General features: G+C 38.1%; 26 protein-coding genes and 1 rRNA gene. 15 read left to right on the top strand and 12 right to left on the bottom strand.

The features are described from left to right. Window positions 1-8: 8 nt before the first annotated feature. A complete protein-coding gene (locus tag H561_RS0113825; RefSeq protein WP_027387551.1) occupies window positions 9-341 on the bottom strand; it encodes a hypothetical protein in 333 nt (110 codons plus the stop codon). Between the two features lie 186 nt (window positions 342-527). Here H561_RS0113825 and H561_RS0113830 point away from each other — a divergent pair, with 186 nt between their 5' ends. The 3 genes from H561_RS0113830 to H561_RS0113840 all read left to right on the top strand — a co-directional run bounded on the left by H561_RS0113830 (window position 528) and on the right by H561_RS0113840 (window position 5,506). Beyond that, a complete protein-coding gene (locus H561_RS0113830; protein WP_027387552.1) occupies window positions 528-3,875 on the top strand; it encodes a methylmalonyl-CoA mutase family protein in 3,348 nt (1,115 codons plus the stop codon). 110 nt (window positions 3,876-3,985) lie between these two features. Next, a complete protein-coding gene (locus tag H561_RS0113835) occupies window positions 3,986-4,765 on the top strand; it encodes a hypothetical protein (protein ID WP_027387553.1) in 780 nt (259 codons plus the stop codon). A 30-nt stretch (window positions 4,766-4,795) separates the two neighbouring features. Beyond that, complete coding sequence (locus H561_RS0113840) at window positions 4,796-5,506, top strand: Dph6-related ATP pyrophosphatase (protein ID WP_027387554.1); 711 nt, start codon at window positions 4,796-4,798, stop codon at window positions 5,504-5,506. A 10-nt stretch (window positions 5,507-5,516) separates the two neighbouring features. Here the strand turns inward: H561_RS0113840 and H561_RS0113845 are convergent, their stop codons facing one another. Together H561_RS0113845 and H561_RS0113855 are read right to left on the bottom strand one after the other, a co-directional pair. Further along, a complete protein-coding gene (locus H561_RS0113845) occupies window positions 5,517-6,242 on the bottom strand; it encodes a hypothetical protein (protein ID WP_027387555.1) in 726 nt (241 codons plus the stop codon). Between the two features lie 256 nt (window positions 6,243-6,498). Then, entirely contained in the window at window positions 6,499-6,822 is a 324-nt protein-coding gene (locus tag H561_RS0113855) for a PadR family transcriptional regulator (protein ID WP_027387557.1), read from the bottom strand. Window positions 6,823-6,943: 121 nt separating this feature from the next. On the opposite strand from H561_RS0113855, the gene ruvC reads away from it, so the two are divergent. After that, complete coding sequence (gene ruvC, locus H561_RS0113860) at window positions 6,944-7,498, top strand: crossover junction endodeoxyribonuclease RuvC (RefSeq protein WP_027387558.1); 555 nt, start codon at window positions 6,944-6,946, stop codon at window positions 7,496-7,498. Window positions 7,499-7,522: 24 nt separating this feature from the next. Here the strand turns inward: ruvC and H561_RS0113865 are convergent, their stop codons facing one another. Continuing rightward, window positions 7,523-7,927, bottom strand: coding sequence for a hypothetical protein (locus H561_RS0113865; protein ID WP_155845795.1), 405 nt, complete (start codon window positions 7,925-7,927; stop codon window positions 7,523-7,525). Between the two features lie 166 nt (window positions 7,928-8,093). On the opposite strand from H561_RS0113865, the gene H561_RS0113870 reads away from it, so the two are divergent. After that, complete coding sequence (locus H561_RS0113870) at window positions 8,094-9,164, top strand: DUF4407 domain-containing protein (RefSeq protein ID WP_027387560.1); 1,071 nt, start codon at window positions 8,094-8,096, stop codon at window positions 9,162-9,164. A gap of 113 nt (window positions 9,165-9,277) precedes the next feature. On the opposite strand, the gene guaB is transcribed toward H561_RS0113870, so the two are convergent. The 7 genes from guaB to H561_RS0113905 all read right to left on the bottom strand — a co-directional run bounded on the left by guaB (window position 9,278) and on the right by H561_RS0113905 (window position 15,531). Continuing rightward, on the bottom strand, window positions 9,278-10,738 hold the full coding sequence (gene guaB, locus H561_RS0113875) for an IMP dehydrogenase (protein WP_027387561.1): 1,461 nt from the start codon (window positions 10,736-10,738) through the stop codon (window positions 9,278-9,280). Between the two features lie 168 nt (window positions 10,739-10,906). Continuing rightward, the gene (locus H561_RS0113880) at window positions 10,907-11,413 is read right to left on the bottom strand and encodes a DUF4252 domain-containing protein (RefSeq protein WP_027387562.1); all 507 of its coding nucleotides are present in this window, start codon (window positions 11,411-11,413) and stop codon (window positions 10,907-10,909) included. 10 nt (window positions 11,414-11,423) lie between these two features. Then, window positions 11,424-12,695, bottom strand: coding sequence for a DUF4252 domain-containing protein (locus tag H561_RS0113885; protein WP_027387563.1), 1,272 nt, complete (start codon window positions 12,693-12,695; stop codon window positions 11,424-11,426). Between the two features lie 61 nt (window positions 12,696-12,756). Further along, window positions 12,757-13,434 carry a hypothetical protein gene (locus tag H561_RS22515; RefSeq protein WP_155845796.1) on the bottom strand — a complete coding sequence of 226 codons (678 nt, stop codon included), beginning with the start codon at window positions 13,432-13,434 and terminating at the stop codon, window positions 12,757-12,759. Beyond that, complete coding sequence (locus tag H561_RS0113895) at window positions 13,409-13,918, bottom strand: RNA polymerase sigma factor (protein ID WP_027387564.1); 510 nt, start codon at window positions 13,916-13,918, stop codon at window positions 13,409-13,411. The genes H561_RS22515 and H561_RS0113895 overlap by 26 nt, the downstream gene beginning before the upstream one ends. A gap of 93 nt (window positions 13,919-14,011) precedes the next feature. Continuing rightward, entirely contained in the window at window positions 14,012-15,175 is a 1,164-nt protein-coding gene (locus H561_RS0113900) for a GlmU family protein (protein ID WP_027387565.1), read from the bottom strand. Window positions 15,176-15,279: 104 nt separating this feature from the next. Next, window positions 15,280-15,531, bottom strand: coding sequence for a type B 50S ribosomal protein L31 (locus H561_RS0113905; protein ID WP_027387566.1), 252 nt, complete (start codon window positions 15,529-15,531; stop codon window positions 15,280-15,282). Window positions 15,532-15,717: 186 nt separating this feature from the next. On the opposite strand from H561_RS0113905, the gene H561_RS0113910 reads away from it, so the two are divergent. From H561_RS0113910 to H561_RS0113950, 10 genes are all read left to right on the top strand, one after another. Further along, a complete protein-coding gene (locus H561_RS0113910) occupies window positions 15,718-17,130 on the top strand; it encodes a hypothetical protein (protein ID WP_027387567.1) in 1,413 nt (470 codons plus the stop codon). Window positions 17,131-17,146: 16 nt separating this feature from the next. Further along, window positions 17,147-17,338, top strand: coding sequence for a hypothetical protein (locus H561_RS0113915; protein ID WP_027387568.1), 192 nt, complete (start codon window positions 17,147-17,149; stop codon window positions 17,336-17,338). After that, entirely contained in the window at window positions 17,338-17,664 is a 327-nt protein-coding gene (locus H561_RS0113920; protein ID WP_027387569.1) for a nucleotide pyrophosphohydrolase, read from the top strand. The genes H561_RS0113915 and H561_RS0113920 overlap by 1 nt, the downstream gene beginning before the upstream one ends. Window positions 17,665-17,741: 77 nt before the next feature. Next, window positions 17,742-18,965 (top strand): 3-phosphoshikimate 1-carboxyvinyltransferase, encoded by a 1,224-nt coding sequence (locus tag H561_RS0113925; RefSeq protein WP_027387570.1) that lies wholly within the window; start codon window positions 17,742-17,744, stop codon window positions 18,963-18,965. After that, the gene (locus H561_RS0113930) at window positions 18,965-19,405 is read left to right on the top strand and encodes a hypothetical protein (protein ID WP_027387571.1); all 441 of its coding nucleotides are present in this window, start codon (window positions 18,965-18,967) and stop codon (window positions 19,403-19,405) included. Before H561_RS0113925 ends, H561_RS0113930 begins: the two co-directional genes overlap by 1 nt. 5 nt (window positions 19,406-19,410) lie before the next feature. Continuing rightward, complete coding sequence (locus H561_RS0113935) at window positions 19,411-20,211, top strand: SDR family oxidoreductase (RefSeq protein ID WP_027387572.1); 801 nt, start codon at window positions 19,411-19,413, stop codon at window positions 20,209-20,211. 114 nt (window positions 20,212-20,325) lie between these two features. Then, window positions 20,326-21,930 carry a BamA/TamA family outer membrane protein gene (locus H561_RS0113940; protein WP_027387573.1) on the top strand — a complete coding sequence of 535 codons (1,605 nt, stop codon included), beginning with the start codon at window positions 20,326-20,328 and terminating at the stop codon, window positions 21,928-21,930. Window positions 21,931-21,940: 10 nt separating this feature from the next. Further along, window positions 21,941-22,210, top strand: a complete 270-nt coding sequence (locus H561_RS24305) for a hypothetical protein (protein WP_228372272.1) — start codon at window positions 21,941-21,943, stop codon at window positions 22,208-22,210. Window positions 22,211-22,428: 218 nt separating this feature from the next. Next, a complete protein-coding gene (locus H561_RS24310) occupies window positions 22,429-22,581 on the top strand; it encodes a hypothetical protein (protein ID WP_262486243.1) in 153 nt (50 codons plus the stop codon). A gap of 115 nt (window positions 22,582-22,696) precedes the next feature. Next, window positions 22,697-25,042, top strand: a complete 2,346-nt coding sequence (locus H561_RS0113950; RefSeq protein WP_027387574.1) for a phosphocholine-specific phospholipase C — start codon at window positions 22,697-22,699, stop codon at window positions 25,040-25,042. A 487-nt stretch (window positions 25,043-25,529) separates the two neighbouring features. Here H561_RS0113950 and rrf read toward each other — a convergent pair. Beyond that, a 5S ribosomal RNA gene (rrf, locus tag H561_RS0113955) occupies window positions 25,530-25,637 on the bottom strand. Window positions 25,638-25,801: the final 164 nt, after the last annotated feature.

The following is a 25,801-nucleotide window of genomic DNA, read 5'->3' on the forward strand; positions in this document are numbered from 1 at the left end:
ACTTTATATTATTTTCTTAATGATTTGCTTGCCCTGAAACTCGCAATCAGATAATACGCTACAAAAACCATTGAAAATTTAAGAATAGAAGGAATAGCCAGTTCAAGGCTGAAAATCAATGTTCCGACAAGGACAAGAATTCCCATGGCAGCAAAAGACAATCCTAATTTTTGGGGCAGTGTAATATTCGGGGTGTCTAAATAATAAGCAACTCCCCACGCAATCCCGAAAGCCAGCGCATAATAAATTTCAAGGCCCAAGTTATCAGAACTGTAAAATAAATAATTGATTAAAAAACTTAAAACCGTTCCCAAAGCAAAATACATCAAGGCCTTTTTCATACTTTATATAATAATGATGCAAAAATAGATAATTTAGTTAGCATTTCTAAACGAATGTTTGTTCCAATGGTAAACACATAGGGTATTAAAATTATTTAAATAATTAAAAATCAATATATTAAATCCGGCATACCGGTTCTTATTTTATTGTTATATTTGAAAATTCAGAAAATTTTTAGATTTTTTATGGAAACCCAAAAATATACTCCAATAAATAAAGTAAGAATCGTTACAGCGGCTTCATTATTTGACGGCCATGATGCAGCGATTAATATCATGCGCCGTGTCATCCAGGGAACAGGATGTGAAGTGATCCACCTTGGCCACGACAAATCTGCCGAAGAGGTGGTAAACACAGCGATCCAGGAAGACGCAAACGCCATTGCCCTAACGTCCTACCAGGGCGGCCATAACGAATATTTTAAATATATTTACGATCTTTTAAGAGAAAAGAACTCCCCGCAGATCAAGATTTTCGGCGGTGGCGGCGGCGTTATCCTGCCTGAAGAAATTGAAGACATCATGGCTTACGGAATCGACAGAATTTATTCTCCCGATGACGGCCGTGAACTCGGTTTACAGGGCATGATCGATGACCTGGTAAAAAGATCAGATTTTCCGACAGGAAAAGAGGTTACAGTAAGTGATTTGGATTTAATCAGTTTTGAAAATTCTACAAGCATTGCAAAAATCATTTCAGCTGTTGAAAACTTCTCAGAAGAAAAGCCAGATTTAGTTAAAGCGATTGACGAAAAATCAAAAGATTTAAATATCCCGATCATCGGTATCACAGGAACCGGCGGAGCCGGAAAATCTTCTTTGACGGACGAACTGGTAAGACGTTTCATCCGTTCAAATCCGGATAAAAAAATTGCTATTATTTCCATTGACCCTTCGAAAAAGAAAACCGGAGGTGCGCTTTTGGGTGACCGGATCCGTATGAACGCGATCAATGACCCGAGAGTGTATATGCGTTCGATGGCGACGAGAGAAAACAATGTTTCCGTTTCTCCGTTCATCCATTCCGCTTTGAATGTATTGAAACTGGCTCATCCGGATGTGATCATTCTGGAAACTTCAGGGATCGGACAATCCGGTTCGGAAGTATCTGATTTTGCCGATGTTTCCATGTACGTAATGACGCCTGAATATGGAGCTTCCACGCAGTTGGAAAAAATAGACATGCTGGATTACGCTGATCTGGTGGCTTTAAATAAGTCTGATAAAAGAGGCGCTCTTGATGCGCTTCAGGCCGTAAGAAAACAGTTCCAGAGAAACCATTTATTGTGGGAAAGCCCTTTGGATGATATGCCGGTGTATGCAACGAAAGCTTCCCAGTTCAACGACCATGGAACAACTGATTTATACAACAGATTAATCGAAAAAGTAAATGACAAGTTTTCTGATTTAAACCTGCAAGGCTTTGTTGAGCAGGAAGTGTCTGAAGACATTACGATCATTCCTCCGAAAAGAGTCCGTTACCTTTCTGAAATCGTTGAAAACAACAGACAATACGACGCCAACGTTGAAAAACAGGCTGAACTGGCCAGAAAAATGTATCATATTGAAGGCGTAAAAAAATTCCTTTCCAATGAAACATTGGATGCTGAATATCAGAAAGCAGAGAAAGACCTTCAGCAGGAAAACATCGACTTCCTGAACAACTGGGATGACACAAAAGAGGCTTTCAAAGCTGAATTTTATTCTTATTTCGTTCGCGGAAAGGAAATTAAAGTGGAAACCTCAACGGAATCTCTGTCTCATTTAAAAATTCCGAAAATTTCTTTACCAAAATATACTGATTGGGGCGACCTGATCAAATGGAAAGGCCAGGAAAATCTTCCGGGAGGATTTCCTTACACTGCGGGAATTTATCCTTTCAAAAGAACCGGAGAAGACCCGACAAGGATGTTTGCCGGAGAAGGAGGCCCTGAAAGAACCAACAGAAGGTTCCATTACGTTTCTGCGGAAATGGATGCCAAGCGTTTATCAACAGCCTTTGACTCCGTGACTTTATATGGTCAGGACCCTGCTTTACCACCGGATATTTACGGTAAAATCGGAAATGCAGGGGTTTCTATCGCCACATTGGATGATGCGAAAAAACTGTACTCAGGATTTGATCTGGTGAATGCCATGACATCCGTTTCAATGACGATCAACGGACCGGCTCCGATGCTGCTGGCTTTTTTCATGAATGCAGCCATCGACCAAAATGTTGAAAAATATATTACCGAGCATAAGCTTGAAGCAAATATTGAAAAAGCTTTAAAAGCAAAATTCGATGATAAAGGGCTGGAAAGGCCAAAATATAACGGAGAATTGCCTCCATCGAATAACGGTTTAGGCTTAAAATTATTAGGAATCACAGGAGATGAAGTTATTCCTGCCGAAGCGTATGCTGAAATTAAAGCCAAAACTATCGCAACCGTTCGCGGTACGGTTCAGGCTGATATTTTAAAAGAAGACCAGGCTCAGAATACGTGTATCTTCTCTACTGAATTTGCCTTAAGATTAATGGGTGACGTTCAGGAATATTTTATCACTGAAAAAGTAAGAAATTTCTATTCAGTTTCTATTTCCGGATATCACATTGCCGAAGCGGGTGCAAATCCGGTTTCTCAGTTGGCATTCACTTTGGCAAACGGTTTCACGTATGTGGAATATTATTTGTCAAGAGGAATGGACATCAATGATTTTGCTCCGAATTTATCATTCTTCTTTTCCAACGGAATCGATCCTGAATATTCAGTGATCGGACGTGTAGCCAGAAGAATCTGGGCAAAAGCCATGAAACTGAAATACGGCGCAGACGAAAGAAGCCAGATGCTGAAATACCACATTCAGACTTCAGGACGTTCACTGCACGCTCAGGAGATTGATTTCAATGATATCAGAACAACGCTTCAGGCACTTTATGCGATCTATGATAACTGTAATTCATTACACACGAATGCTTATGACGAGGCGATTACCACTCCGACTGAGCAGTCTGTAAGAAGAGCGATGGCCATTCAGCTGATTATCAATAAAGAATTAGGATTGGCGAAAAATGAAAATCCGCTTCAGGGCTCATTTATCATTGAGGAATTAACGGATCTTGTGGAAGAAGCAGTATACACGGAATTCGACAGAATTACGGAAAGAGGCGGTGTTCTGGGAGCAATGGAAACCATGTACCAGCGTTCAAAAATCCAGGAGGAATCCATGCATTACGAATGGCTGAAACATACAGGAGAATACCCGATCATCGGAGTCAATACATTTCTTGGGAAAGACGGTTCTCCAACGGTTCGTCCGGGAGAAGTGATCCGTTCGACGGAGGAAGAAAAGCAGGTTCAGATTGAAACACTGCACAACTTCCAGAAATCGAATGAAGATAAATCCGAAGCCGCTTTAAAAACATTACAGTATGCAGCCATCAACCAGCAGAATTTATTTCATGTGATGATGGATGCCGTTAAATACTGTTCGCTTGGGCAGATTACCAACGCTCTGTTTGAAGTGGGAGGCAAATACAGAAGAAATATGTAGTCAATAGCCGGACGGACAATTTTGACGACCAACCGTTTCAATAATTATAAATCAACCTCAAGGAATTTCTTTGAGGTTTTTTCTTACTTTTACTCTCGTAAAAATTTCAAATGACAAAGTCTATTTTATTTCTTGTAGGAATTATTTCCTGCGGATATTTCAACGCACAAGAGGCTGACAATAATCTACAGGGTTATTTTATGACCAATGCTAAAGAAACTTTATATCCGTATTTTGCCTTTGACGGTAACGGGAAAGTCGATATTGCAGGCTATGGTAAAGGTGATTATTTTGTAAAGAATGACTCGGTAGTGGTATTTCCGGATAAGGATGTTTTTGTATTTAAAATATCTAAAAACCGTTTAACAGGGATTTCCTCATGGGTACAGAATACCAAATGGGACCTGAAGAAAGACAGCATCGCTGAAAACAACAGGAAAGATAATGCCTTGGCTAAAAAAAATGCACAACTGCTGGATGAATATTACCATAAGACCAGAGCAAAATCCAAATCCAATGATTTTGACAAGCTGTTTGATGACAGCGCAATGGGCAATTATTCCAAAACCATAGATGACCTGTGTGTCAGAGGCCTTGCAAAAGCCTGTATGGAGAAATTCGGAATCATGGTCATGCAGGATGCCGGCGGCATGGGAGCCATCTTAAAAAACAAACCTAAAAAACTTAAGCAGAACCCTGAAATTATAAAACTGGGACAGAAAATCATCGGTATGGGTGAGATTGAAGGACACACTGCTCTGGGAAGCTATTATTACAGTCTGGGAGACAAGACCAAAGCTGAAAAAGAATGGCAGAAAGCCGTTGACAAAGGCAGCATGAAAGCGGGCCTTGTACAGGCGGAAGCAGAAATGAAAGATGTACAGGAATAAAATAATCTGTTAATCAGATTTTATCAACCAATGAAACCGAAAGCCATTTCCAACTGGAGCAGCGGCAAAGATTCTGCGCTTGCCCTATACAAAATTTTAAAAGAAGACCAATTTGAAGTTACTGCTCTGCTGACCAGCATCAATAAAGAATTCCAGAGGATTTCCATGCACGGCGTTCATGTTTCACTGCTGGAACAGCAGGCAGCCTGTTTAGGATTTCCCCTGATTAAAATGGAACTCCCCGCAGAACCTTCTATGGAAGAGTATCAGGAAATCATGACCAAAACCATGAATGAAATACAATCCCAGGGAGTTACGCATTCTGTTTTCGGGGACATCTTTCTGGAAGATTTACGCAGATACCGTGAAGACCAGCTAGGGGCCATCGGGATGGAAGCCGTTTTCCCACTATGGAAACAAAATACCACAGACCTCATCCATGAATTTTTAGACTTAGGCTTTAAAACGATTGTCACCTGCATTAATGAAACGTATCTCGATAGAAGTTTTTCAGGAAGAATTATTGATAAAGATTTTATTAAAGATTTACCGGAAAATGTCGACCCCTGTGGCGAAAACGGGGAATTCCATACGTTTACTTTTGACGGCCCGATTTTTAAAAGTCCGGTTCAGTTTACAATTGGAGAAACGGTAAAGAAGACGTATCCAAAACCGAAGTCTGCAGGAAATAAAGAAACCGAAGATTATGTTTTCTGGTTTTGTGATTTGGTTTCTTTATAATCAGTAATGCTTATTCCACTACCGGATTCAGGAAATCCCGCATTTTATGTAATGATTTCTTATGCTCGAAAAAGTTAATGAGCACAAAAATAATCATTACCTGTAGAACAAAAGGAATGAGCAGTGCAATCATTAACGGAAGCAATGCCACTGAATCTTCAGTTCTGAAAAATTTAAAAACATATTGATCTTCCCTCAGTATAATCTGGAACATGACATTGGCACAAATTATATATAGTCCTAAATTCTGCTGATATAAGGTATAAAACAGCTTTCCCTGATATTTGAAATCTCTTCTTATATATTCCCGCATTTCCGGACTAAAAATCCAAAATAAAAATGGAATCAGGACAAACAGGGAATTATATAGTCTGAAAATATCATTATAAACTTCCTGATCGGCGGACAAATAAATAAGCAGTAAATTAACGGCAAACGACAGTATTCCAAACCAAAGAGATTTCCTAATAATGGCATTATACTTTTCTTTTACTATTTTTTTAATCATCACCGGAATTTTTTCAGTATAAAAGATAAAATAACTTGTCATTTTAAACTCATCCGCCCAAAACTTTTGCGTCTTTAAAAGAGCTTTATCAAAACTCAGGTTTTCCTGCACCTGAATATCAGAGAGCTGTTCTATCATATGATCCTTTACTTCCAGCAGAATATCTACGGGAAGTCTGTGGAGGATTAAATAATCAATGACCTGTTGCTCCTGTTCTTTTGATATCATTTTTTTACTTTTAAGATTTAAAATAATAAATATTTAGATTAAAACATTGATTCTCTTTGTTTTGAGATACATAATCTGCAACTGTACGATAGTGGCATACAGAAGAAAAAACCAGCTTCCTGAAATCCTATATTATACGTCATCATTGCATCAGAAATCTGAGAAAGAAAGTGATCTTTTATTTCTAGATGCAGATTGTGATATAGCTTTCTTGAGTAAAGATATGCTTCAATCTGATGTTTCTGGTTCTGAGTAATCATATATTAAAAATCGTGTTTAGGTTAAATAAATAATTCTGCATTTCCTGTTCCTGTTCAATCTGCCTTTTTTTCCCTTTATCCGTTAAAAGGTAATATTTACGGTCTCTTCCGCTGATTTTTTGAATTTCGGAATTGATCATTCCTTCCGCTTCCAGTTTATGGAGAAGCGGATACAGTGCACCTTCAGTCATTTCGAGCTCACCTTTCGTAAGTTCTTTTGCACGTTGGGTAATCTGGTACCCGTACATTTTTACTTCTTTGGCAAGCAGTTTCAGAATAATATTTTGAAGCGTTCCTTTATACAGACTGTTTTTTTTCAATACGGGATCTTTTATACCTAGCAAATCTATACATAATTTTCTTATGTATCAAAATAATTCAGATTTTTTATACTTATAATTTTCTGCCCGGAAAAATACAGAAAGCCCTATCTTTGTTCTAATGATTGCAGAAAAAATTATCTTAGGGATTGATCCGGGGACTACGATAATGGGGTTTGGACTAATCTCCGTTAAAAAAGGCCATATGGAGATGGTTTCCATCCATGAACTGATCCTTAAAAAATATCCCAACCACGAAACCAAGCTAAAATATATTTTTGAAAAGACATTGGCACTGATTGATGAATTCCATCCTGATGAGGTTGCCCTTGAAGCTCCTTTTTACGGGAAAAATGTTCAGAGTATGCTGAAACTGGGTCGTGCTCAGGGCGTTGCTATGGCAGCAAGCCTTTACCGTAATATCCCGATTACAGAATATTCTCCGAAAAAAATAAAGATGGCGATTACCGGAAACGGGAACGCGAGCAAGGAACAGGTAGCCGGAATGTTGCAGAACCTTTTGAAACTGAAAGAATTCCCCACCAAATATCTTGATGCCTCTGACGGACTGGCTGTTGCAGTCTGCCATCATTTCAATTCCGGTAACATTGCCGATACCAAATCATATACCGGCTGGGACAGTTTTTTAAAACAGAATCCGGATCGTTTGAAGTAAATAAAGCAATCCGGATTGAGAAATCTATTTATATTCTGCCGGAGTAATGGTAAAATCCATGGTTGGCTTCCCGTTTTTATCATAGTAGGAATAAACCATCGTAACATCATTATCCCGGAATTCCTTAATATCCGCAGATGTTTTCACCACTTTTACAGCGCCTTCTTTTGCCTGTTTCTTAAAAGCTTCGATTTGTTCAGGGCTGAAATTTTCTTTTGTATCATCTGTTAATGTATAGTTATACTTAAAGATTTTCCCTGGCTGTGCCGAAACACTGTCAAGACGCATGCCTTCATTCATAACCTGCGGTGTAAGTTTGTTCATTCCTGCCGCCGCTTCTTTAAGTTCATCCTCAATGGATTTCTCTTTATTACACGAAACCAGTGTCAATGCAAGGCAAACAACTGAAAGTCTTAGTATATTTTTCATAATAATTTTTTTGATTGATACCTAAATATAGGATTTTTTTTCAATATAAATTTAATTTATTGATTTTCAATTTAATGACCGTCGCATCCATCATACTTGGTTAAACATAATACTATCTTTTGCATTGGTATGATTTTTAGTAGTACATTTGTATAAATTTTCAATAATGAAAAACAATCAACAAACTATAAATCAGGCCCATCATAAGATCAATGGGTTTCAGAAGTTTCTGATAGTCTGCTCCGGAGGAAACATTCACATCCTCAGAAAAACACCCAGCGAGTGGAACAAATTTGCGGGGATCGGGGGTATTGTTCTTTTTACGGCTGTCTTTGCCACACTTTCCGCCGGCTACGCCATGTACACGGTTTTTGATGAAATCTGGACATCAATGGGTTTCGGCCTGCTATGGGGATTAATGATTTTTAACCTCGACCGGTACATTGTGTCTTCCATTAAAAAAACAGACACGTGGTGGAATCAGATCCTTATGGCAATTCCGAGATTGATCTTGGCTACTTTTTTAGGAATTATTATTTCTAAACCGCTGGAGCTTAAAATTTTTGAAAAAGAAGTGAACAAGCAGCTGAATACCATTATTCAGAGGAATAAAAAACAGCTTCAGGGCGAGATGAGCGGAAGGATCCTTCAGCAGAGCGGCCCTTTTGAAACGGAGAAAAAACAGATTTCAGATAAGACCGTTCAATACCAGAAATCCTATGACTCCGCCTCGGTAGAGCTTGAAAAAGAAATTCTGGGGAAACAGTCCGGACTGACCAGCGGCAAGGAAGGTTTCGGACCGAATGCCAAACGCAAGCAGGAACTGAAAGAACAAAGACGGCTGGATCTTGAAAATTATCAGAAACAAATGGCACCAAGGCTGGACTATCTGGATAAGGAAATCTCAAAGGTCTATACCAACCTGGAAACCGAAAGGAAATCTACAGAAACTTTTGAGGATAAATTTAACGGCTTTGCTGCGAGGCTGCAGGCATTGGATGAGCTGGGTAAAAACTCCGCTATCATTGGCCTAGCGGCAACCTTCATTATGGGGCTCTTTATCTGTCTGGAAATTTCTCCGGTCCTAGTAAAACTGATTTCTCAGGTAGGGCCTTACGATTACCTTCTGGAAAAAACAGAAAATGATTTCCGCCTTTATTCCAAAGAGAAAATTGAAAAAGGAAATGCCCTGACGGATTATCGGATTGATGATTTCAAAGACAATTTACATAAATAGCTTATGAAATTTTATTTTTTATAGAAAATTTGAAATTGTAGGATAATTTAAAAAAATTAAACCACTGCCTTTTGTGCAGTGGTTTTTATATTTACCAGAAAAATTTTATATAATTATAAAGAATAATTCGGAGCTTCCTGCGTAATGATTACATCATGAGGATGGGATTCTTTCAATCCACTTCCGGTGATCATTACCATTTTGGTATCTTTTTGTAAAGCTTCAATATCTTTGGCTCCGCAATATCCCATTCCTGCTCTCAATCCTCCGGTCAGCTGGAAAATCACTTCTTCCAGTGATCCTTTGCTTGGCACTCTCCCTTCGATTCCTTCCGGAACGAATTTCTTGGCCTCACTCTGGAAATATCTTTCTTTTCCGCCTCTCTTCATTGCAGAAAGGCTGCCCATTCCCTGGTATGTTTTGAATTTTCTTCCCTGGAAGATAATTTCTTCTCCCGGTGCTTCATCGGTTCCGGCTAAAAGCGAACCTAACATCACTGCTCCGGCTCCGCTAGCGATCGCTTTTACGATGTCTCCTGAAAGTTTGATTCCTCCGTCAGCAATTACCGCAACATTTTTAGATTGGGCATACTCATAAACATTATAAATAGCAGATAACTGAGGAACTCCCACTCCGGCAACCACCCTTGTTGTACAGATAGACCCGGGGCCTACTCCTACTTTTAAAACATTGGCCCCTGCCTTAATCAGATCTTCTGCAGCTTCAGCGGTTACAATATTCCCTCCGACGATATCCAGATCAGGATAGGTCTTTCTGATTTCGGAAATCTTATCCAGCACTCCTTTCGAATGTCCGTGGGCAGAATCAATTCCGATAATATCAACTCCCGCCTGAACCAATGCTGCAATTCTGTCTAAGGTGTCTTCACCGACACCAACACCTGCTCCAACGATTAAGCGGCCTTTTTCGTCTTTGTTTGCATTCGGGTATTCTAACTGGTTATCGATATCTTTAATGGTAATCAAACCAACTAATTTATTAGCCTTATCAACAATCGGAAGCTTTTCAACCCTGCTCTTAAGAAGAATTTCTTTTGCTTTTTCAAGGTTGGTATCTTTATCTGAAGTGATCAGATTTTCTTTGGTCATGATTTCCTCAACCTTCATCGTAAGGTTTTCCTGATACTTTACATCTCTGTTGGTAATGATCCCGATCAGGGTATTTTCAGCATCTACTACAGGAAGCCCGGAAATTTTATATTTCGCCATCGTTTCTTTAGCTTCAGCCAGCGTATGATCCTTTGAAAGGGTCACCGGATCTGAAATCATTCCGTTTTCTGAACGCTTCACACGGTTGACCTGAGCAGCCTGTTCAGCAATCGTCATATTTTTATGGATAAACCCTAAACCGCCGACTCTTGCCAAAGCAATCGCCAAGTCAGCTTCCGTAACGGTATCCATGGCAGCAGAAACTATAGGAACATTAAGCGTAATTTTGTCGGTAAGTCTTGATTTTAATGAAACCTGATTAGGCAAAACTTCAGAATAAGAAGGAACTAGAAGCACGTCATCGAAAGTGATGGCTGTCTCTACAATTTTGTTATGAATAGACATCTTTACTTTCTTGCAAAATTAAGGTATTTTGCTGAAATACGAAAATTGATTTTAATAGTTTAAATAAAACTTAACAATCAATACTTTATATTAAAAATAGCCGCTCCGAAACCGGAATGGCCATTTGTAAAAAATACAATTTAATATATGATCTGAATATAAAAGTCTCTATTTATCCCTTGCTGAAGCAATCATCCTTGAAATATCATCTGCCGTAAAACTCCCTTTTATATCTACAAAAACAAGTTCTTTATCTGAGTTTACGGTAATCAGCATATTTCTGATTGTCTCGCCTTTTTGTTTAACCCGGATATTCACATTGTCACCGTCATGCTTTATCGTTGCCCAGTCTTCATAATTATTATCATTCAGGTAGTCTGCAAAATCTTTCAGCATGCTCCGGTCTCCATTTTCAATGGTCAGGACTTTGATTTTAGATACTTTTTTGATCATCTGAATAATCTCCTCATGGTCTTCCCCATCTTCCCTTAATGCTTTTTTAATAACCGGTTTCGCTAAAAACATGGGGACATTGATGCTTGTAAATCTCGCTCCTTTAAAATCATTTCCGGAATCTGAAAAGTAAGCCTTATTTGCTTTTCCTGTAGAAACGATGCAGGACTGCATCAGAATCATTGAACAAATAATTAGAAAAACAGGTTTCAGTATTTTCATGGTTAATAATTTAATCAATTTGTTTTAAAGACCCACCCGACACTTTACTGATATGGGAATCGATTTCAGGATTACCTTTATATTTTACCGAAGCTCCTGATGAAGCTTCCACTTTAAGTTTATTCTTTACTTCCAAGCTGATGCTTGCCCCTGAAGAAGATTCCACATTTGCATTACTTACGCTTAAATTTTCTGCCTTGCACACGGCTCCGCTGGTGACCTCAAATATTCCGGTGCCTGCGGTTCCTTCAAGATTTGTATTGGAGCCACTTGTTCCTTTGAAAACAAATTTTCCTGAGGTTACACCTGCTCTTATGTTTGAACCTGAATCTACGGATACGCTCATATTATCAGCCACATTGAACTTTCCATTGATATTGGATCCTGATGAAGCCTCGACATTTAAGTTGTTTTCCCGTATCATATTGACTACGATGAAACTTGCTCCTGAAGTGGTCTGGATGTTTTCCATACGCGGAGAAGAAACATTGACGCTTAAGTTTTTAAACTTCAGGCTTTTTACGCCTTTGTTGTCAATATAAACTTTTAAAATACCGTTTTCCACTTTGGTGATGACATATTGAAGTTTATCCGCATCTGCGGTTACTTTTACACTGGTCGGACTTTCCTGTTTGAAAATCACATTTACTCCTGTGCTTACCTGAATTCCTGAAAAATTTGCGATATTCCTGGATTCCCCGTTTAAATAGGAAGAATTTGCCTGAGAAGTAAGATTATTTCTTGCATTGGTAACAGGATTGGTTTTTGTTTCAGAAGAATTCACGATTCTGCTAATATCGTCCATTGACAGTTTGCCATCCAGCTTTACCAGGATACTTTCTTCACCGCCGCTGTCTATACTCAACAGCACGTCATCCAGAATTCCGTTTTTTTCTTCCGCCGACATAAATTTTATTTTGGCGCCGCCACTGTTCATGGACATGATTTCGCTGTAGTTCATGCTTTTCAGGTAAGACGAAATATCTCTGCCGATCTGCGACAACTGCATTCCTTTAGCCGATTTTCCATCGCCCGATTTTTCTGCAATCAGAACTTTCAGCCCTGTAATTTTTGACAGCAGGGGTTTGATCTGATCCAGCTCTGCATCTCCCAGATCCAGGCTGCCCAGCATTCCGAACATCGGTTTGGCAATCTTAATGGAAGTTACGCCTTCCACATCCTGGTATTTCTCAAATAGCAGGTCTAATTTATCTTTCACCTGTCCATACACATTGAAGAAATGTGAAAAAGCGAGTGCGAATATGATGAATATTTTTTTCATGAGTCAATTTTTTATTTTTGATTATCGTGCCTGATCAGGATATATAATCGTTAAAGGTTAATTAATAATCGTCGTCCACGACTTTGGGTTGTGCTAATTTTTCACTGACGTTATTTGCAAATATCTGAAATGAATACTTAGTTACATTAATGGCTTCTTCCACATTTTCGATTCTCTTTCCGTTTACAATCACGTAAGAATCTTGATAGACTGCAGGATCTGAAGCTTTAGGCTTATTTGAAGAATTGTCTACAAACTTGGGCTTCCTTTCCTTCTTTAGCCGGCCTCGTTTAGGCAGAATTTCATCCATCACGTCTTTATCAGCGATTGAATTTTCCTGAGAAACAGAATCCTTTCTAACTTCCGAAAGAGAATCTGAAGGATGGTTGAAAGCTACCTGTTCCTGATGATCGTTATTTTCTTCGATGAAATCATTTTTCTGTTTTTTAATCTGATTTTCAACCAACTGCGTCTGGTCTTCAATCTGACTTTTCTGATTCCGGTTAAATATAAAGCCTACACCCAATATCAAAGCTACACTCGCTGCCATCCAGAACCACTTCGGGAATGAAGGTTTTGCTTTTGTTCCTATCGGAATAATGGGTGTTTCGTTATTCTGGACCTCATCATCGTTTCCCTCTGCTTTTTTCAGGAAATCTTCAAAATCCCAGTCCATTTTTTCTTCCTTAATATTCTGGAAGACCTCATTATATTTATCTTGAAATTTGTCTTTGCTCATAGCTCATCAGTTGTGAAATTTGTTCTTTTACTTTCTGTCTTGCCCGCATAAGATTGACTCTTACTGCATTCTCTTCCATTTCCAGCATTTCCGCTATTTCCGAAACTTCATATTCTTCTACATCTTTCAAATGGATCACTGTCTTCTGTTTTTCCGGAAGCTGATTAATGAACCCTATAATATACTCTTTCAGGTTATTCACTTCCATACTGTACAATTCTGACCGGTGAAGCTGCATATCTGCAAAACCCAGCTTTACATCGTGATGTTTCAGCCGGTTCAGGCATTCATTCCGGACGGCTTTCAAAGCATAGGATTTTAAGTTCCCAAACTGTGCCAGCTCTTCTCTTTTCTGCCAGAATTTAATCATCAGGTCCTGCACTACATCTTCTGCCTCGTCACTGCTCATGACAAACCTTTTCGCAAAGCGATACATCTCATTTTTGAGAACAAATACCGAATCCTTAAAGATTTCCTGGGTCATAAGCTTGTTTGTATAAGTAAGACAATCAGAATTTACATTTCATTACATCAAAAAACAAAAAACTTCATTTTTTTTGAAGTTTTCTTTTATGCTTTATTGATACGTATCAAAAATATACTTAAAAATAGCTTTATCCTGCTCTGTGAAAGGCACTTTTCTCCGGGCCATTACTTTTTCAGCTACTTCGTACGCTTTATCCAGTTTGAACCGTTCATCATCCTTAAATCCGCCCCATGAAAAATTCTCAATCAGATTCGGAGGAAAGCCTTCTTTAAAAATATTGGAAGCCACGCCCACTACAGTTCCTGTATTTAATTGGGTATTAATGGCCGTTTTGGAATGGTCGCCCATAATCAGTCCGGCAAACTGCAATCCCATATCTTCGAAAGCCTTGGTTCTGTAACTCCATAGCTTTACGTGGCCGTAATTGTTTTTCAGATTGGATGAATTGGTATCCGCACCGAGATTACACCATTCCCCGATCACGGAGTTCCCTACAAAACCGTCATGCCCTTTATTGGAATATCCGAAAATAATAATATTGCTGACTTCCCCGCCTACTTTGGAGTGCGGGCCGATGGTTGTGGCGCCGTAAATTTTAGCGCCTAAGTTAAACTTCGATTCCTCACAAAGCGCAATGGGCCCGCGAAGATGACAGCCTTCCATCACCTCGGCATTTTTACCGATATAGATTTTTCCGGTTTTCGTATTCAATGTAGAAAATTCAATCTGGGCACCTTCCTCAATGAACAGGTCTTTCCCGTCTCCCAAGAATCCGTTGGTTGCTGAAAGTTCCTGTGAATTTCTTCCTTTGGTCAATAACTCAAAATCGAAATCGATGGCTTCTTTATTATAGGTAAAAAGATCCGAAGGCTTTTTAAAGAATACCAGCTCCTCTTTAATATCCGTCATTTTTTCAATCTGATGCAGCGAAAAGCCATCCATGTTTATTTTTGCAGCAATCAATTCATCTTCATAAACCAGGGCTTCCCCCTGTTTCAAATCTTTAATTTGCAGAATTATACTTTCAGTCGGTAAAAAATTCGTTACCAGGAAAAGACTTTCTGTCTTTTCAGGTTCTGTAAATTTATCCTGTAAATAGGTTTCCGTAAAATAAGAGACTTCCGTATTCTCCAAGATTTTCTGCCACCTTTCGGAAAACGTGAGGATCCCGCAGCGCATTTCTGCAACGGGACGGGTAAAGGTAAGCGGAAGGAAGTCTTCCCAATATTGTGCATCTGAAAATACCAATTGCATCGTTCAGTTTTTAGGTTTAAAGTTTAACATTCAGTCTGGCAAAATTACAACAAAAAAAGCCTTCCGAAAATCGAAAGGCTTTTAAATATTTTAATCTCAAAAAATTATTTCGCGAATTTTTTGTATTTGTTCATGAACTTGTCTACTCTACCTGCAGTATCAACCAATTTGGTTTTTCCTGTGTAGAACGGGTGAGAAGTTGAAGAGATCTCCATTTTGATTAATGGATATTCCTGTCCTTCGTATTCGATGGTGTCTTTTGTCTCAGCAGTAGATTTGCTAAGAAATACTTCGTCGTTACTCATATCTTTGAAAACAACAAGTCTATAATTTTCTGGGTGAAGTCCTTTTTTCATAATACAATTTTTAAAAAAAAATTAAAGTTTTTGCTTTCGAAATAGTAATGGTATTTCTCTGCTGATTTTAGGTTGCAAAAATACAATATTTTTTAAAATATACAAATACCTGATCAATAATTTTTTAGAGATAAGAAAATTAAAGTATTTTCGTTACATTTGAAATCTATTTAAACTTTAATTTCGATGAAATTCAAATTAGTACTGGCTTTTTCTTTCTGGGTGCTTGTCATGGCTGTATCATGTAATAAAGATGACATTAGTTTTGATGCGCCTTCACAGGAACTGAGCTTTTCAAGGGATACGGTTTTCTGCGATACCGTCTATCATCAGGTCCGTTCCGAAACCTATGCGGTAAAAGTATATAATAATGAGGACAAAGATATCCTGATCCCGAGAATTCATCTTGAAAAAGGCACTTCCTCTTTATATAAAATCAATGTGGACGGAAAACCGGGGCATGATTTTAAAGATATTCCGTTAAGAAAGAAAGACAGCTTATATATTTTCGTGGAAATTGCCCCGGAAGCCACCGGCCCGGAAGCCATTGCTGAAGATAAAATTTTATTCCAGAGCCCTGCAGGGGAACAGAAGGTCGTTTTATTTTCTGTCGTCCAGGATGCGGAGTTCTTTATTAAAAGCTCAACTAACCCTAATGTGATCACTGCTGATGCGACCTGGACCAACAACAAGGCCAAAATCATCTACGGGGACTTAACGGTCGATCAAAATGTAAATCTGAATATTCAGCCGGGAACAAAAGTATATTTTCATAAAAACAGCGGAATGAAAATCTTATCCGGAGCTGAGTTAAATATCAACGGAACGCTGGCAAATAACGTTGTTCTTCGTGGAGACCGGAATGATCCGGCTTATGATACAATCCCTAAAAACTGGAATTCCATCAAGATGGAAGCCGGTTCTACCCTTACCATGAATTATGCAAGGCTGTTCGGCGGTACAAAAGGACTTGAATTAAAGCAGGCGAATGCAACCATTAACAATTCTTTCATCCACACGTTTCAGGAATATGGTATTTATGCCGTTGCTTCCACCATAAATGCTGCAAACCTGGTGATGAATAACTGCGGAGAATCTGCGATCGGAATTTTTAAGGGCGGAACCCATAATTATATTCACTCAACCCTTGTTAATTATTCAGATTTATTGAATTCGTACAACAGGAACGGGATTTTTGCCACTAATGAATGGAAAAACGCAAACGGACAAACAGAGCAGGGAGCATTAATCCTTAATGTGCGAAACAGTATTGTATACTCTGACCGTGATAATGCCGTGAATTTCGAGCAGACTCCGGGACAGATGTTCAATTTTACGTTTCAGAACTGTCTGCTAAAATATTCCGGCACTTCTGAAGCAGGTTTCCCGTTTGACAGCAATGCAAGTGTCATTCAGTCGGTTAAAAATCAGGATCCGTTATTTGTCAACTACTTTGTGGCACAGATGAATCTGAGGGTAAAACAGAATTCACCGGCAATCGGAAAAGGAAATACTGCTGTTGCAGCAACCGTTCCTACGGATATTGCGGGAGTTTCAAGAACTTCTAATCCTACTTTGGGCGCTTACCAATATTTCTAATATACAAACTAATAATATGGATTTTAATATTGTTAAAATAGGAGGTTTTATTGTATTGATCTTGGTCTACCTTGTTGTAAGAAAGTTCTTCAAAAACGTAGCAGATCTTACAGAAAACATCGGAGAATCAGCGGATAATGAAGACGAATTAAAAAGATTGAACACAAAAATTGCCGTCCTGGAACAACAGATCAACAATAAATCATAATGGAAATCACCAATCTGCAGGCACAAGTTGATGAATGGATTAAAACCATCGGGGTCCGCTATTTCAATGAATTGACCAATATGGCTATGTTGACGGAAGAAGTCGGCGAAGTGGCAAGAATTATCGCAAGAAGATATGGTGAACAGAGCGAAAAAGAAAGCGACAAAACGAAAGACCTGGGCGAAGAGCTGGCAGATGTGCTGTTTGTAACCTTATGTTTAGCCAATCAGACCGGAGTGAATCTGCAGGAAGCATTTGACAAAAAGATGAAGATTAAGACCGACCGGGATAAAGACCGGCATCAGAATAATGAAAAATTAAAATAAGATCCTGAATATTAGATTGCAGAAACCAGAGGGGCAATATCTGAATCTGATGTTATGAATCTGAAACCTGAAGAATAATGAAGTTAGAAAAATCAAAATTAATAAAGAACAAAACCATACAGATCAGCGGTTCGAAAAGTATTTCGAATCGTTTGTTGATTTTGGAAAGTTTATTTAAAAACCTACAGATCGGAAACCTTTCCAATGCTCAGGATACGCAGCTCCTTGAAAAAGCACTGTCTGAAAATACAGAAACGGTGGACATTCACCACGCAGGAACCGCCATGCGTTTCCTTACTTCTTATTATTCGATTTTTGAGGGAAAGACGACCCTTCTTACCGGCTCCAAAAGAATGAAGGAAAGACCGATCAGAAATCTGGTCAGTGCCCTGAAAGACTTAGGCGCAGAAATCGAATATCTGGAAAACGAAGGTTTTCCGCCATTACAAATTACAGGAAAGAAAATCACCCAAAACCAAGTGGATGTCCCTGCCAATATATCCAGCCAGTTCATCACTTCCCTTCTTCTGATTGCCGGAAAGCTGGAAAACGGACTGGAAATTAATTTAGTTGGTGAAGTTACCTCAAGATCTTATATTGAAATGACATTGGATATCCTGACAAGATTCGGGATAAACAACAGCTTTGAAGGAAATATGATCAAAGTAGACCCTTTTACCAACGATCATTCATCAATTATAAATTACGAAGTGGAAAGCGACTGGAGTTCTGCATCATACTTCTACTCTTTTGCTGCGTTGGGAAGAGAAACCATGCATTTGAAAAGTTTTTACAAAGAATCAACTCAGGGAGATTCTGCGATTGCAAAAACTTATAATGAATTCTTCGGAATTAAAACCTCTTTCACAGAAGACGAACATAAACTGACACTTCAACCGGTTGAAAATTTTCAGTTTCCGGAAAAGATTGTGCTGGATATGAATAATTGTCCAGATATTGCTCAAACGCTTTGTGTAACGGCTGCTGCATTGAAAATTCCTTTTGAAATTTCCGGGCTGGGAACTTTACGCGTAAAAGAAACCGACAGATTGTTGGCTTTATACAACGAATTAAAGAAACTAGGAACTGAAACTGAGATTACAGATTTAACGATCAGATCAATAAGTTTCAACGAACCGGAAGACAATATTTCCATCAAAACCTATCAGGATCACAGAATGGCGATGAGTTTCGCGCCGTTCTGTTTAATTAAAGAATTGAATATTGAAGAGGAAGATGTTGTGGAAAAATCTTATCCTATGTTTTGGAAGAATTTGGATGGGATACTTACTATCGAATAATGAAAAAAGCATTAATTTTTTTGACCTCACTAATTTCAATACTATTTTTATTAAGTTTTTTAGTTTTAAAGAAGGATTATCAATTTGTTACTGCAAGATTTGACAAAAATTTACTAAATATTTATCCAAAGGATTGCTTCATTAAATTTGAAAATAAAAATTTCTTGACAACAAACCGCTGGGTTTATCAATGGAATATTTTATCTAAAAGAATAACTCCTCATAGCGAAAGCATTCTGGTTGAAAAGTTTGATCTTTTTGAACATTCTTATTCAACTGAAGAGAAAAAATTTGCTTTTTTATATTTAAAAGAAGAAGATAATGCGATTAAGTATCAAGGGAAATTATACAGAATTGATTATAAAAACGGAGATTCAATATTTTCAAAAATTAATGACGACGAAATTATTATTTTTATAAACTCAAAAAATTTAGATTAAAATTAATGTCAAAAACTATAATCATCACCGGGACTTCATCAGGAATCGGTTTCGTATTAGCAGAATATTTCGGGAAGAAAGGTCATAAAGTTTATGGTTTGAGCCGAAAACACACCGAAAGTCAGTATTTTAGATCTATTCCGACGGATGTTACGGATAATGATGCAGTACAAAATGCCATCACAGAAGTTTTGAAAACAGAAACCAAAATCGATGTGCTGATCAACAATGCGGGAATGGGAATGGTAGGTTCTGTAGAAGATTCTTCAAAAGAAGATATTTTAAAATTATTTAATCTTAATTTGGTTGGTGCAGTTCAGATGACGAGCGCAGTGATGCCGAAAATGCGTGAAAATAAATTCGGACAAATCATCAATGTTTCCAGTATTGGAAGCGAAATGGGATTGCCTTTCCGTGGATTTTATTCGGCTTCAAAATCAGCATTGGATAAAGTAACCGAAGCCATGAGGTATGAAGTACATCCCTGGAACATCCACGTGTGTTCACTACATTTGGGAGACATCAAAACCAACATCGCTGAAAACCGTGTGAAGACAAAAGTCTCCGAGCCTTATAAAAATGTATTTGATAAAGTCCACGCTTTAATGAATTCTCATGTTGGCGACGGAACCGAACCGTTGGAAGTTGCAGAATACGTCGATAAACTTTTAACTAAAAATAAGTGGAAAGCTCATTATTATTTCGGTAAATTCGGGCAGAAAATCGGAGTTCCCCTCAAATGGATTTTACCACAGGGAACCTATGAGAATTTAATGAAGAAATATAATAAATTGGATAAAAATTAGTTGATTGTTTGAGCGCCTGGTTATTCTGAACCCAGACCTAAGGTCTGTAAAGAAATTTCAGAAGGATTTATTAACATCCTCCGATCGCTCCACCCCATTCATTAGAATAACATCTTGAAATTATTTTTAAAAATATTCTTTATCCTATTTTGCGTTGTCATACAGGCGCAGAAGAAGCGTTATTTCCTTATTGATACCGAAACTAAAGTCAGGAAAAAAGTAAATGATTCTGTTGCCGCAGTGAAGTTCCTGGATTCCCTTGCCCAGAACAATTATTTTTTCACTCAGCTGAAAGAAGTCAGGAAAAAAGGAGACAGTACGGAAATTATGTATGACAAAGGAAAAAACTTTAATGAAACCTATGTCAGCCTTTCAGATTCTATTGTCCGGCGCACAAAGATCCAGAAGGAATTTTTCACTAAAAATTTAGACTCTACCAAGAAAAAAATCAGTAAAACTTATATTGATGACGGTTTTGCCTTCAGCAGGATCAAGTCCAAATACAAAGGTCAGAAAAACGGTTATCCTGTAGTAGAACTTGACATTAATAAAAACAACAAAAGAACGATTGACGGTTTTGTGGTAAAAGGTTATACCAGTGTCCCGAAAAGATTCATTAAAAATCTGGAAAAAGAATTCAAAGGGAAAACCTATGACGATAAAAACCTTATCGCGATTAATAAAAGTTTCCAGAGCCACCAGTTTATCACACTGGAACGTCCTCCGCAGACCCTGTTTACAAAAGACTCCACGAGTATTTACCTTTTCATGGAGAAGAAAAAAACAAACAGTTTCGATGGGGTGATCGGTTTCGGAAATGATAAAACGGATAAGTTTACCTTAAACGGCACCCTGAATGTTAATTTCAGGAATATATTCAACGGGTTTGAAACCGTAAACCTATACTGGCAGAGAAACCCGGACAAAGGCCAGACTTTTGACCTTCAGACGGATATCCCATATCTTTTCAAATCCAATGTAGGGCTGAATATGAAGGTAAATATCTTCAGACAGGATTCTACTTTTGCCAATGTAAAGGCGCTTCCCGCATTCTATTATCATCTCAATGCCAGGAATAAGCTGGGTCTGAGAGGAACTTTTGAAAGCTCAAGTATCATCGATACGCTGTATGTTCAGGGGAAAGATTACAACAAAAAAGGAATCGGGATCTGGTTTGAAATGGTGGAGCCGACGGATATCGATCTTTTTTTATACAAAACCAGAATCAACGCGGGCTATGATTACCTGACTACCACTTATACGAAAGACAATATCAGGTCTCCGCAGAACCAGTTCTACTTTTTCGGGGAGCACAATTACCATATCAACGGCAACCATTTTCTCAACATAAAAGCGGAGGGCGCCATGATGGATTCAAAGATCGACTTTTCTGCCAACGAACTCTACCGCTTCGGAGGCTGGAATTCCATGCGGGGCTTCAATGAAAATTCCCTCGCTGCCGATTTTTATTACTACGGCAGCCTTGAATACCGTTATCTTATCGGAAGCCAGGCTTTCTTTGATGTTTTCGGTCAGTACGGCCAGCTGAACAATAAATCGCTAAACGTAAAACCGAAGCTCTACAGCGTCGGACTCGGATTTAATTTCTTCATCCCGATCGGTTTGATGAGCTTCCAGCTTTCCAACGGTAATGAATTCGGAAACCCCTTTAAATTCAATGATATTAAAATCCACTGGGGAATTTTGAGTAGATTTTAGCCGGAAATAGTTGGTATATCTATATATAATACTGACCATCTCCAAGAAAACAACGGTTGGAAATTACAATACAGTCACTGAGTTTGTTTCCATCGCCAGCAACCATTCTTTAATGAGCTCTGTTGCCGATAATGGAAAGCTGAAATTTGCAAATGATGCAGACAGCCGGTATACTATGTTCAACAACAGCGGTTATGGTTCAAGCTTATACATAGCAAATTATTTTATCAATTTATTTAAAGACAGACAGTATTCGTGGTTGTTTACTTTTGCATTATAGACAACAGGTGCAAAGAAGCCGGAAAGCCGATTACGGATTTCAAAGGGTACAACGGAGGTAATCCTACATCACCTTATTCTGACAACGCTGCCCTGATCACCGCAAAAAATCTCTAAGGTTAACGACCGTTTTTACAAAGACGCTACCCATGAGCTTTCCTCAATTTAAGTTATTCAGAACTTGAATTTATTCTGGCGGAAGCCACGGCAAGAGGCTGGATTTCCGGATCCGCAAAAAGCCACTATGATAGTGAAGTCAGGGCAAGCTTAGCATTTTATCAAACGTATGTTAAGAATCCGAACCAATATTTTACCGGATTTGATGTGAATAATTATCTTGTGATGCCTCTGGTTGTTTATAATAACAAATGACGATATCAATTCTAAACCGTGGTGGCTGCAATAAAAGTCCGGTTATTATAACATGAAATAAAACAATCGCAGGAAAAATCCTTTTAACTTGCAGTTACTTTCTATGATTAATTAAATGAACAGAAGAGAATTTTTAGAAAAATCAAGCCTCTTATTGGCTGGCCTGGGAACTTCGAGTGTCTTACACCCTGCCATTGTAAAGGCTTTGACCATTGATCCTGCCGCACAATCCACATTTTATGACGCAGAACATGTGGTAATTTTAATGCAGGAAAACCGTTCTTTTGATCATGCTTTCGGAGCTTTAAAAGGAGTAAGGGGATTTTTAGACCAGAGAGCTTTCACAAAGCAGGACGGACATTCTGTTTTCTTTCAGAAAAATGACGACGGAAAATATGCCGCTCCCGCCCGGTTGGATTTAAGGAATACAAAATCTACGTGGATGAGCTCTCTTCCCCATTCATGGACAAACCAGCAAAAGGCCTTTAATAATGGGAAATATGACCAATGGCTTCAGGCCAAAGCTTCAGATGATAAAGATTATAAAGATATTCCATTGACGTTGGGATATTATAACCGGGAAGACCTGCCGTTTTACTACCAGTTAGCGGATGCATTCACCATTTTTGATCAGTATTTCAGTTCATCATTAACGGGAACCACTCCAAACCGGCTTTTCTTTTGGTCAGGCACGATCAGAGAGCAGAAAAACGGCAAAGTAAAAGCCAATGTTTTCAATGAGAATATTGATTATGAGAAAGCAAAACAGGCAAGATGGAAAAGTTTCCCTGAAATTTTAGAAGAGCAAAACGTTTCATGGAAAATTTATCAGAACGAGATCAGCCTTCCGAAAGGGATGTCCGGAGAACAGGAAGCCTGGCTGAGCAATTTCACCGATAATCCGATTGAATGGTTTTCGAAGTTTAATGTAAAGTTTTCAAAAGGCTATTATAAGAATATTCCCAATATTATTTCTTATTTAAAAAATGAAATTGAAAAGAAGCCGGAGCAGAAAGAGAGATTGGAAAGAATGATTGCAGAACTGGAAGAGGATCAAGTCAAATACCATCCGGATAATTATTCCAAGCTGTCACAGGAAGAAAAAAATCTTCATGAAAAGGCTTTCACCACCAATTCCAATGATCCGGATTATTGGAATCTGGAAATCGGTCAGGATGAAAACGGAGAGAGATTGGTTGTTCCTGAGGGTGATGTTTTATATCAGTTCAGAGAAGATGCGGAAGATAAAAAACTGCCATTGGTTTCATGGCTGATTGCCCCTGAACACTTTTCTGACCATCCCGGCTCACCCTGGTATGGAGCATGGTATATTTCTGAAGTATTGAATATTTTGACCAAAGATCCTGAAACCTGGAAGAAGACAATTTTCATTATTAATTATGATGAAAACGATGGGTACTTTGATCATGTGGTTCCTTTCGCACCACCAATGAATCCAAATCAGCCAATAGATCTAAACGGTAAAGAAGGTGTAGAATATGTAAATAAGAAGCAGGAATATATGTCAAAGGAAAAGCTGAAGGATTATGAAAGGACAGAAGGAACGGTTGGCTTAGGGTATCGTGTCCCGATGATTATTGCGTCACCCTGGACTAAAGGAGGTTTTGTGAATTCTGAAGTTTCAGACCACACCTCTGTCCTGCAGTTTCTGGAAAAATTCATCCGTAAAAAATTTAATAAAGATGTAATCGTTGACCATATCAGTGATTGGAGAAGAGCCATCTGCGGAGACTTGACTTCAGCATTCAACTCTTCCAGTGTAAAGATCCCAAAGATGGATTATCTGGATCAAAAAGATTACACTAAGACCATAAATGCAGCGAAAAATAAACCCCTGCCAAATTTGAAATGGTATTATGAAAATGAATTAAGCGATCAATTGCTGAACATTCAGGAAAAGGGAATTAAACCTTCAAATGCACTGCCTTATTATTATCATGTAAATCTTGAAGACGGAAAAATTAAAATGACCAATTTAAAAGAGAGGGCTGTTCCGTTAATAATTTATGACAGAACAAATTTTAATAATGATACCTTTTATTTTTCCTATGCATTATATTCAAACCAGGAATTGTTTCACAATGCACATGTTGAAAACTATGATTATGAAGTTTTCGGACCGAATGGATTCTATAGAAATTTCAAAGGCGATCGTGTTCCTGAATTAAAAATTTCTTTAAATCATCTTTCATCTGTACATGAAGTAGAACTAGTTTTTGAAAGATTCTCTACGGTCAATCATTCAGTGACCGTAGAGAATCTTTATGAAAAGAGCCTGAAAAAAATTACTTTACAAAAAAATCGTGAAAAAATAATAATCAATCTCAATAAAACAAAAGGCTGGTATGATCTGAAACTTACTTCGGGAAGTCTGGTCTGGCATTTTGCAGGAAGAATAGAAACAGGAAAGCCGACAATTTCAGATCCTCACTGGATTTAAATATAAATATTCATAAACTGTATAGTCTTACGCCATCTTTAGTGAGAACTTTTATTTTAATAAGCAGTAATGAATACCATATGGAATACCTTTTTGAACGGATTTAATATTCTTTTTGACTGATTTAGAAGAGGATTAAATAAATAATTAATTTAATACATACTGCTGGATGAAAATCAGGTTTCAAATGAAAATAAGCATAGCTATGGTATAATTGTCAGAGACGGAGATTCCTGACAATGCACGACTGTTTGAGAAATCTGAAATTTGGAGATTGTTTAAAGCATCTATCTATCTATTTATCTATCTATCTATCTATCTATCTATCTATCTATCTATCTATCTATCTATCTATCTATCTATCTATGTATCTATGTATGAATGATGGATAGTCATAGATAGATATAGTTATTATGAGAAGTATGTGATAAGTACATAACAAAAAAACCCCTCTTTCATCGGATGATGAAGGAGGGGTTTAGATAAAGACTGGCGGCGACCTACTCTCCCGCTTTCGCAGTACCATCGGCGCTGGTGGGCTTAACTTCTGTGTTCGGAATGGGAACAGGTGAGCCCCACCGCTAAAACCACCCTAAAGGTTGTATATAGTGTAGGAATGTATTGTTGTATCAGGTATTAATGACTTATATCATTCATACTTTTTACAATCTACATTTTACAAATTTATCGGTAAATATCATCACAAAGGCAAAACCATTGTTGCACTTATAAGAACTTGTTTTATTGTAACCCATAGGC

The sequence above is a fragment of the Chryseobacterium gregarium DSM 19109 genome (assembly GCF_000430845.1).
Lineage (GTDB): Bacteria > Bacteroidota > Bacteroidia > Flavobacteriales > Weeksellaceae > Chryseobacterium > Chryseobacterium gregarium.

Excerpts from the sequence above, each read along its gene's own strand:
- H561_RS0113825 (WP_027387551.1), bottom strand. The coding sequence starts at position 341 with ATGAAAAAGGCCTTGATGTATTTTGCTTTGGGAACGGTTTTAAGTTTT.
- H561_RS0113830 (WP_027387552.1), top strand. The coding sequence starts at position 528 with ATGGAAACCCAAAAATATACTCCAATAAATAAAGTAAGAATCGTTACA.
- H561_RS0113835 (WP_027387553.1), top strand. The coding sequence starts at position 3,986 with ATGACAAAGTCTATTTTATTTCTTGTAGGAATTATTTCCTGCGGATAT.
- H561_RS0113840 (WP_027387554.1), top strand. The coding sequence starts at position 4,796 with ATGAAACCGAAAGCCATTTCCAACTGGAGCAGCGGCAAAGATTCTGCG.
- H561_RS0113845 (WP_027387555.1), bottom strand. The coding sequence starts at position 6,242 with ATGATATCAAAAGAACAGGAGCAACAGGTCATTGATTATTTAATCCTC.
- ruvC (WP_027387558.1), top strand. The coding sequence starts at position 6,944 with ATGATTGCAGAAAAAATTATCTTAGGGATTGATCCGGGGACTACGATA.
- H561_RS0113865 (WP_155845795.1), bottom strand. The coding sequence starts at position 7,927 with ATGAAAAATATACTAAGACTTTCAGTTGTTTGCCTTGCATTGACACTG.
- H561_RS0113870 (WP_027387560.1), top strand. The coding sequence starts at position 8,094 with ATGAAAAACAATCAACAAACTATAAATCAGGCCCATCATAAGATCAAT.
- guaB (WP_027387561.1), bottom strand. The coding sequence starts at position 10,738 with ATGTCTATTCATAACAAAATTGTAGAGACAGCCATCACTTTCGATGAC.
- H561_RS0113880 (WP_027387562.1), bottom strand. The coding sequence starts at position 11,413 with ATGAAAATACTGAAACCTGTTTTTCTAATTATTTGTTCAATGATTCTG.
- H561_RS0113885 (WP_027387563.1), bottom strand. The coding sequence starts at position 12,695 with ATGAAAAAAATATTCATCATATTCGCACTCGCTTTTTCACATTTCTTC.
- H561_RS22515 (WP_155845796.1), bottom strand. The coding sequence starts at position 13,434 with ATGAGCAAAGACAAATTTCAAGATAAATATAATGAGGTCTTCCAGAAT.
- H561_RS0113895 (WP_027387564.1), bottom strand. The coding sequence starts at position 13,918 with ATGACCCAGGAAATCTTTAAGGATTCGGTATTTGTTCTCAAAAATGAG.
- H561_RS0113900 (WP_027387565.1), bottom strand. The coding sequence starts at position 15,175 with ATGCAATTGGTATTTTCAGATGCACAATATTGGGAAGACTTCCTTCCG.
- H561_RS0113905 (WP_027387566.1), bottom strand. The coding sequence starts at position 15,531 with ATGAAAAAAGGACTTCACCCAGAAAATTATAGACTTGTTGTTTTCAAA.
- H561_RS0113910 (WP_027387567.1), top strand. The coding sequence starts at position 15,718 with ATGAAATTCAAATTAGTACTGGCTTTTTCTTTCTGGGTGCTTGTCATG.
- H561_RS0113915 (WP_027387568.1), top strand. The coding sequence starts at position 17,147 with ATGGATTTTAATATTGTTAAAATAGGAGGTTTTATTGTATTGATCTTG.
- H561_RS0113920 (WP_027387569.1), top strand. The coding sequence starts at position 17,338 with ATGGAAATCACCAATCTGCAGGCACAAGTTGATGAATGGATTAAAACC.
- H561_RS0113925 (WP_027387570.1), top strand. The coding sequence starts at position 17,742 with ATGAAGTTAGAAAAATCAAAATTAATAAAGAACAAAACCATACAGATC.
- H561_RS0113930 (WP_027387571.1), top strand. The coding sequence starts at position 18,965 with ATGAAAAAAGCATTAATTTTTTTGACCTCACTAATTTCAATACTATTT.
- H561_RS0113935 (WP_027387572.1), top strand. The coding sequence starts at position 19,411 with ATGTCAAAAACTATAATCATCACCGGGACTTCATCAGGAATCGGTTTC.
- H561_RS0113950 (WP_027387574.1), top strand. The coding sequence starts at position 22,697 with ATGAACAGAAGAGAATTTTTAGAAAAATCAAGCCTCTTATTGGCTGGC.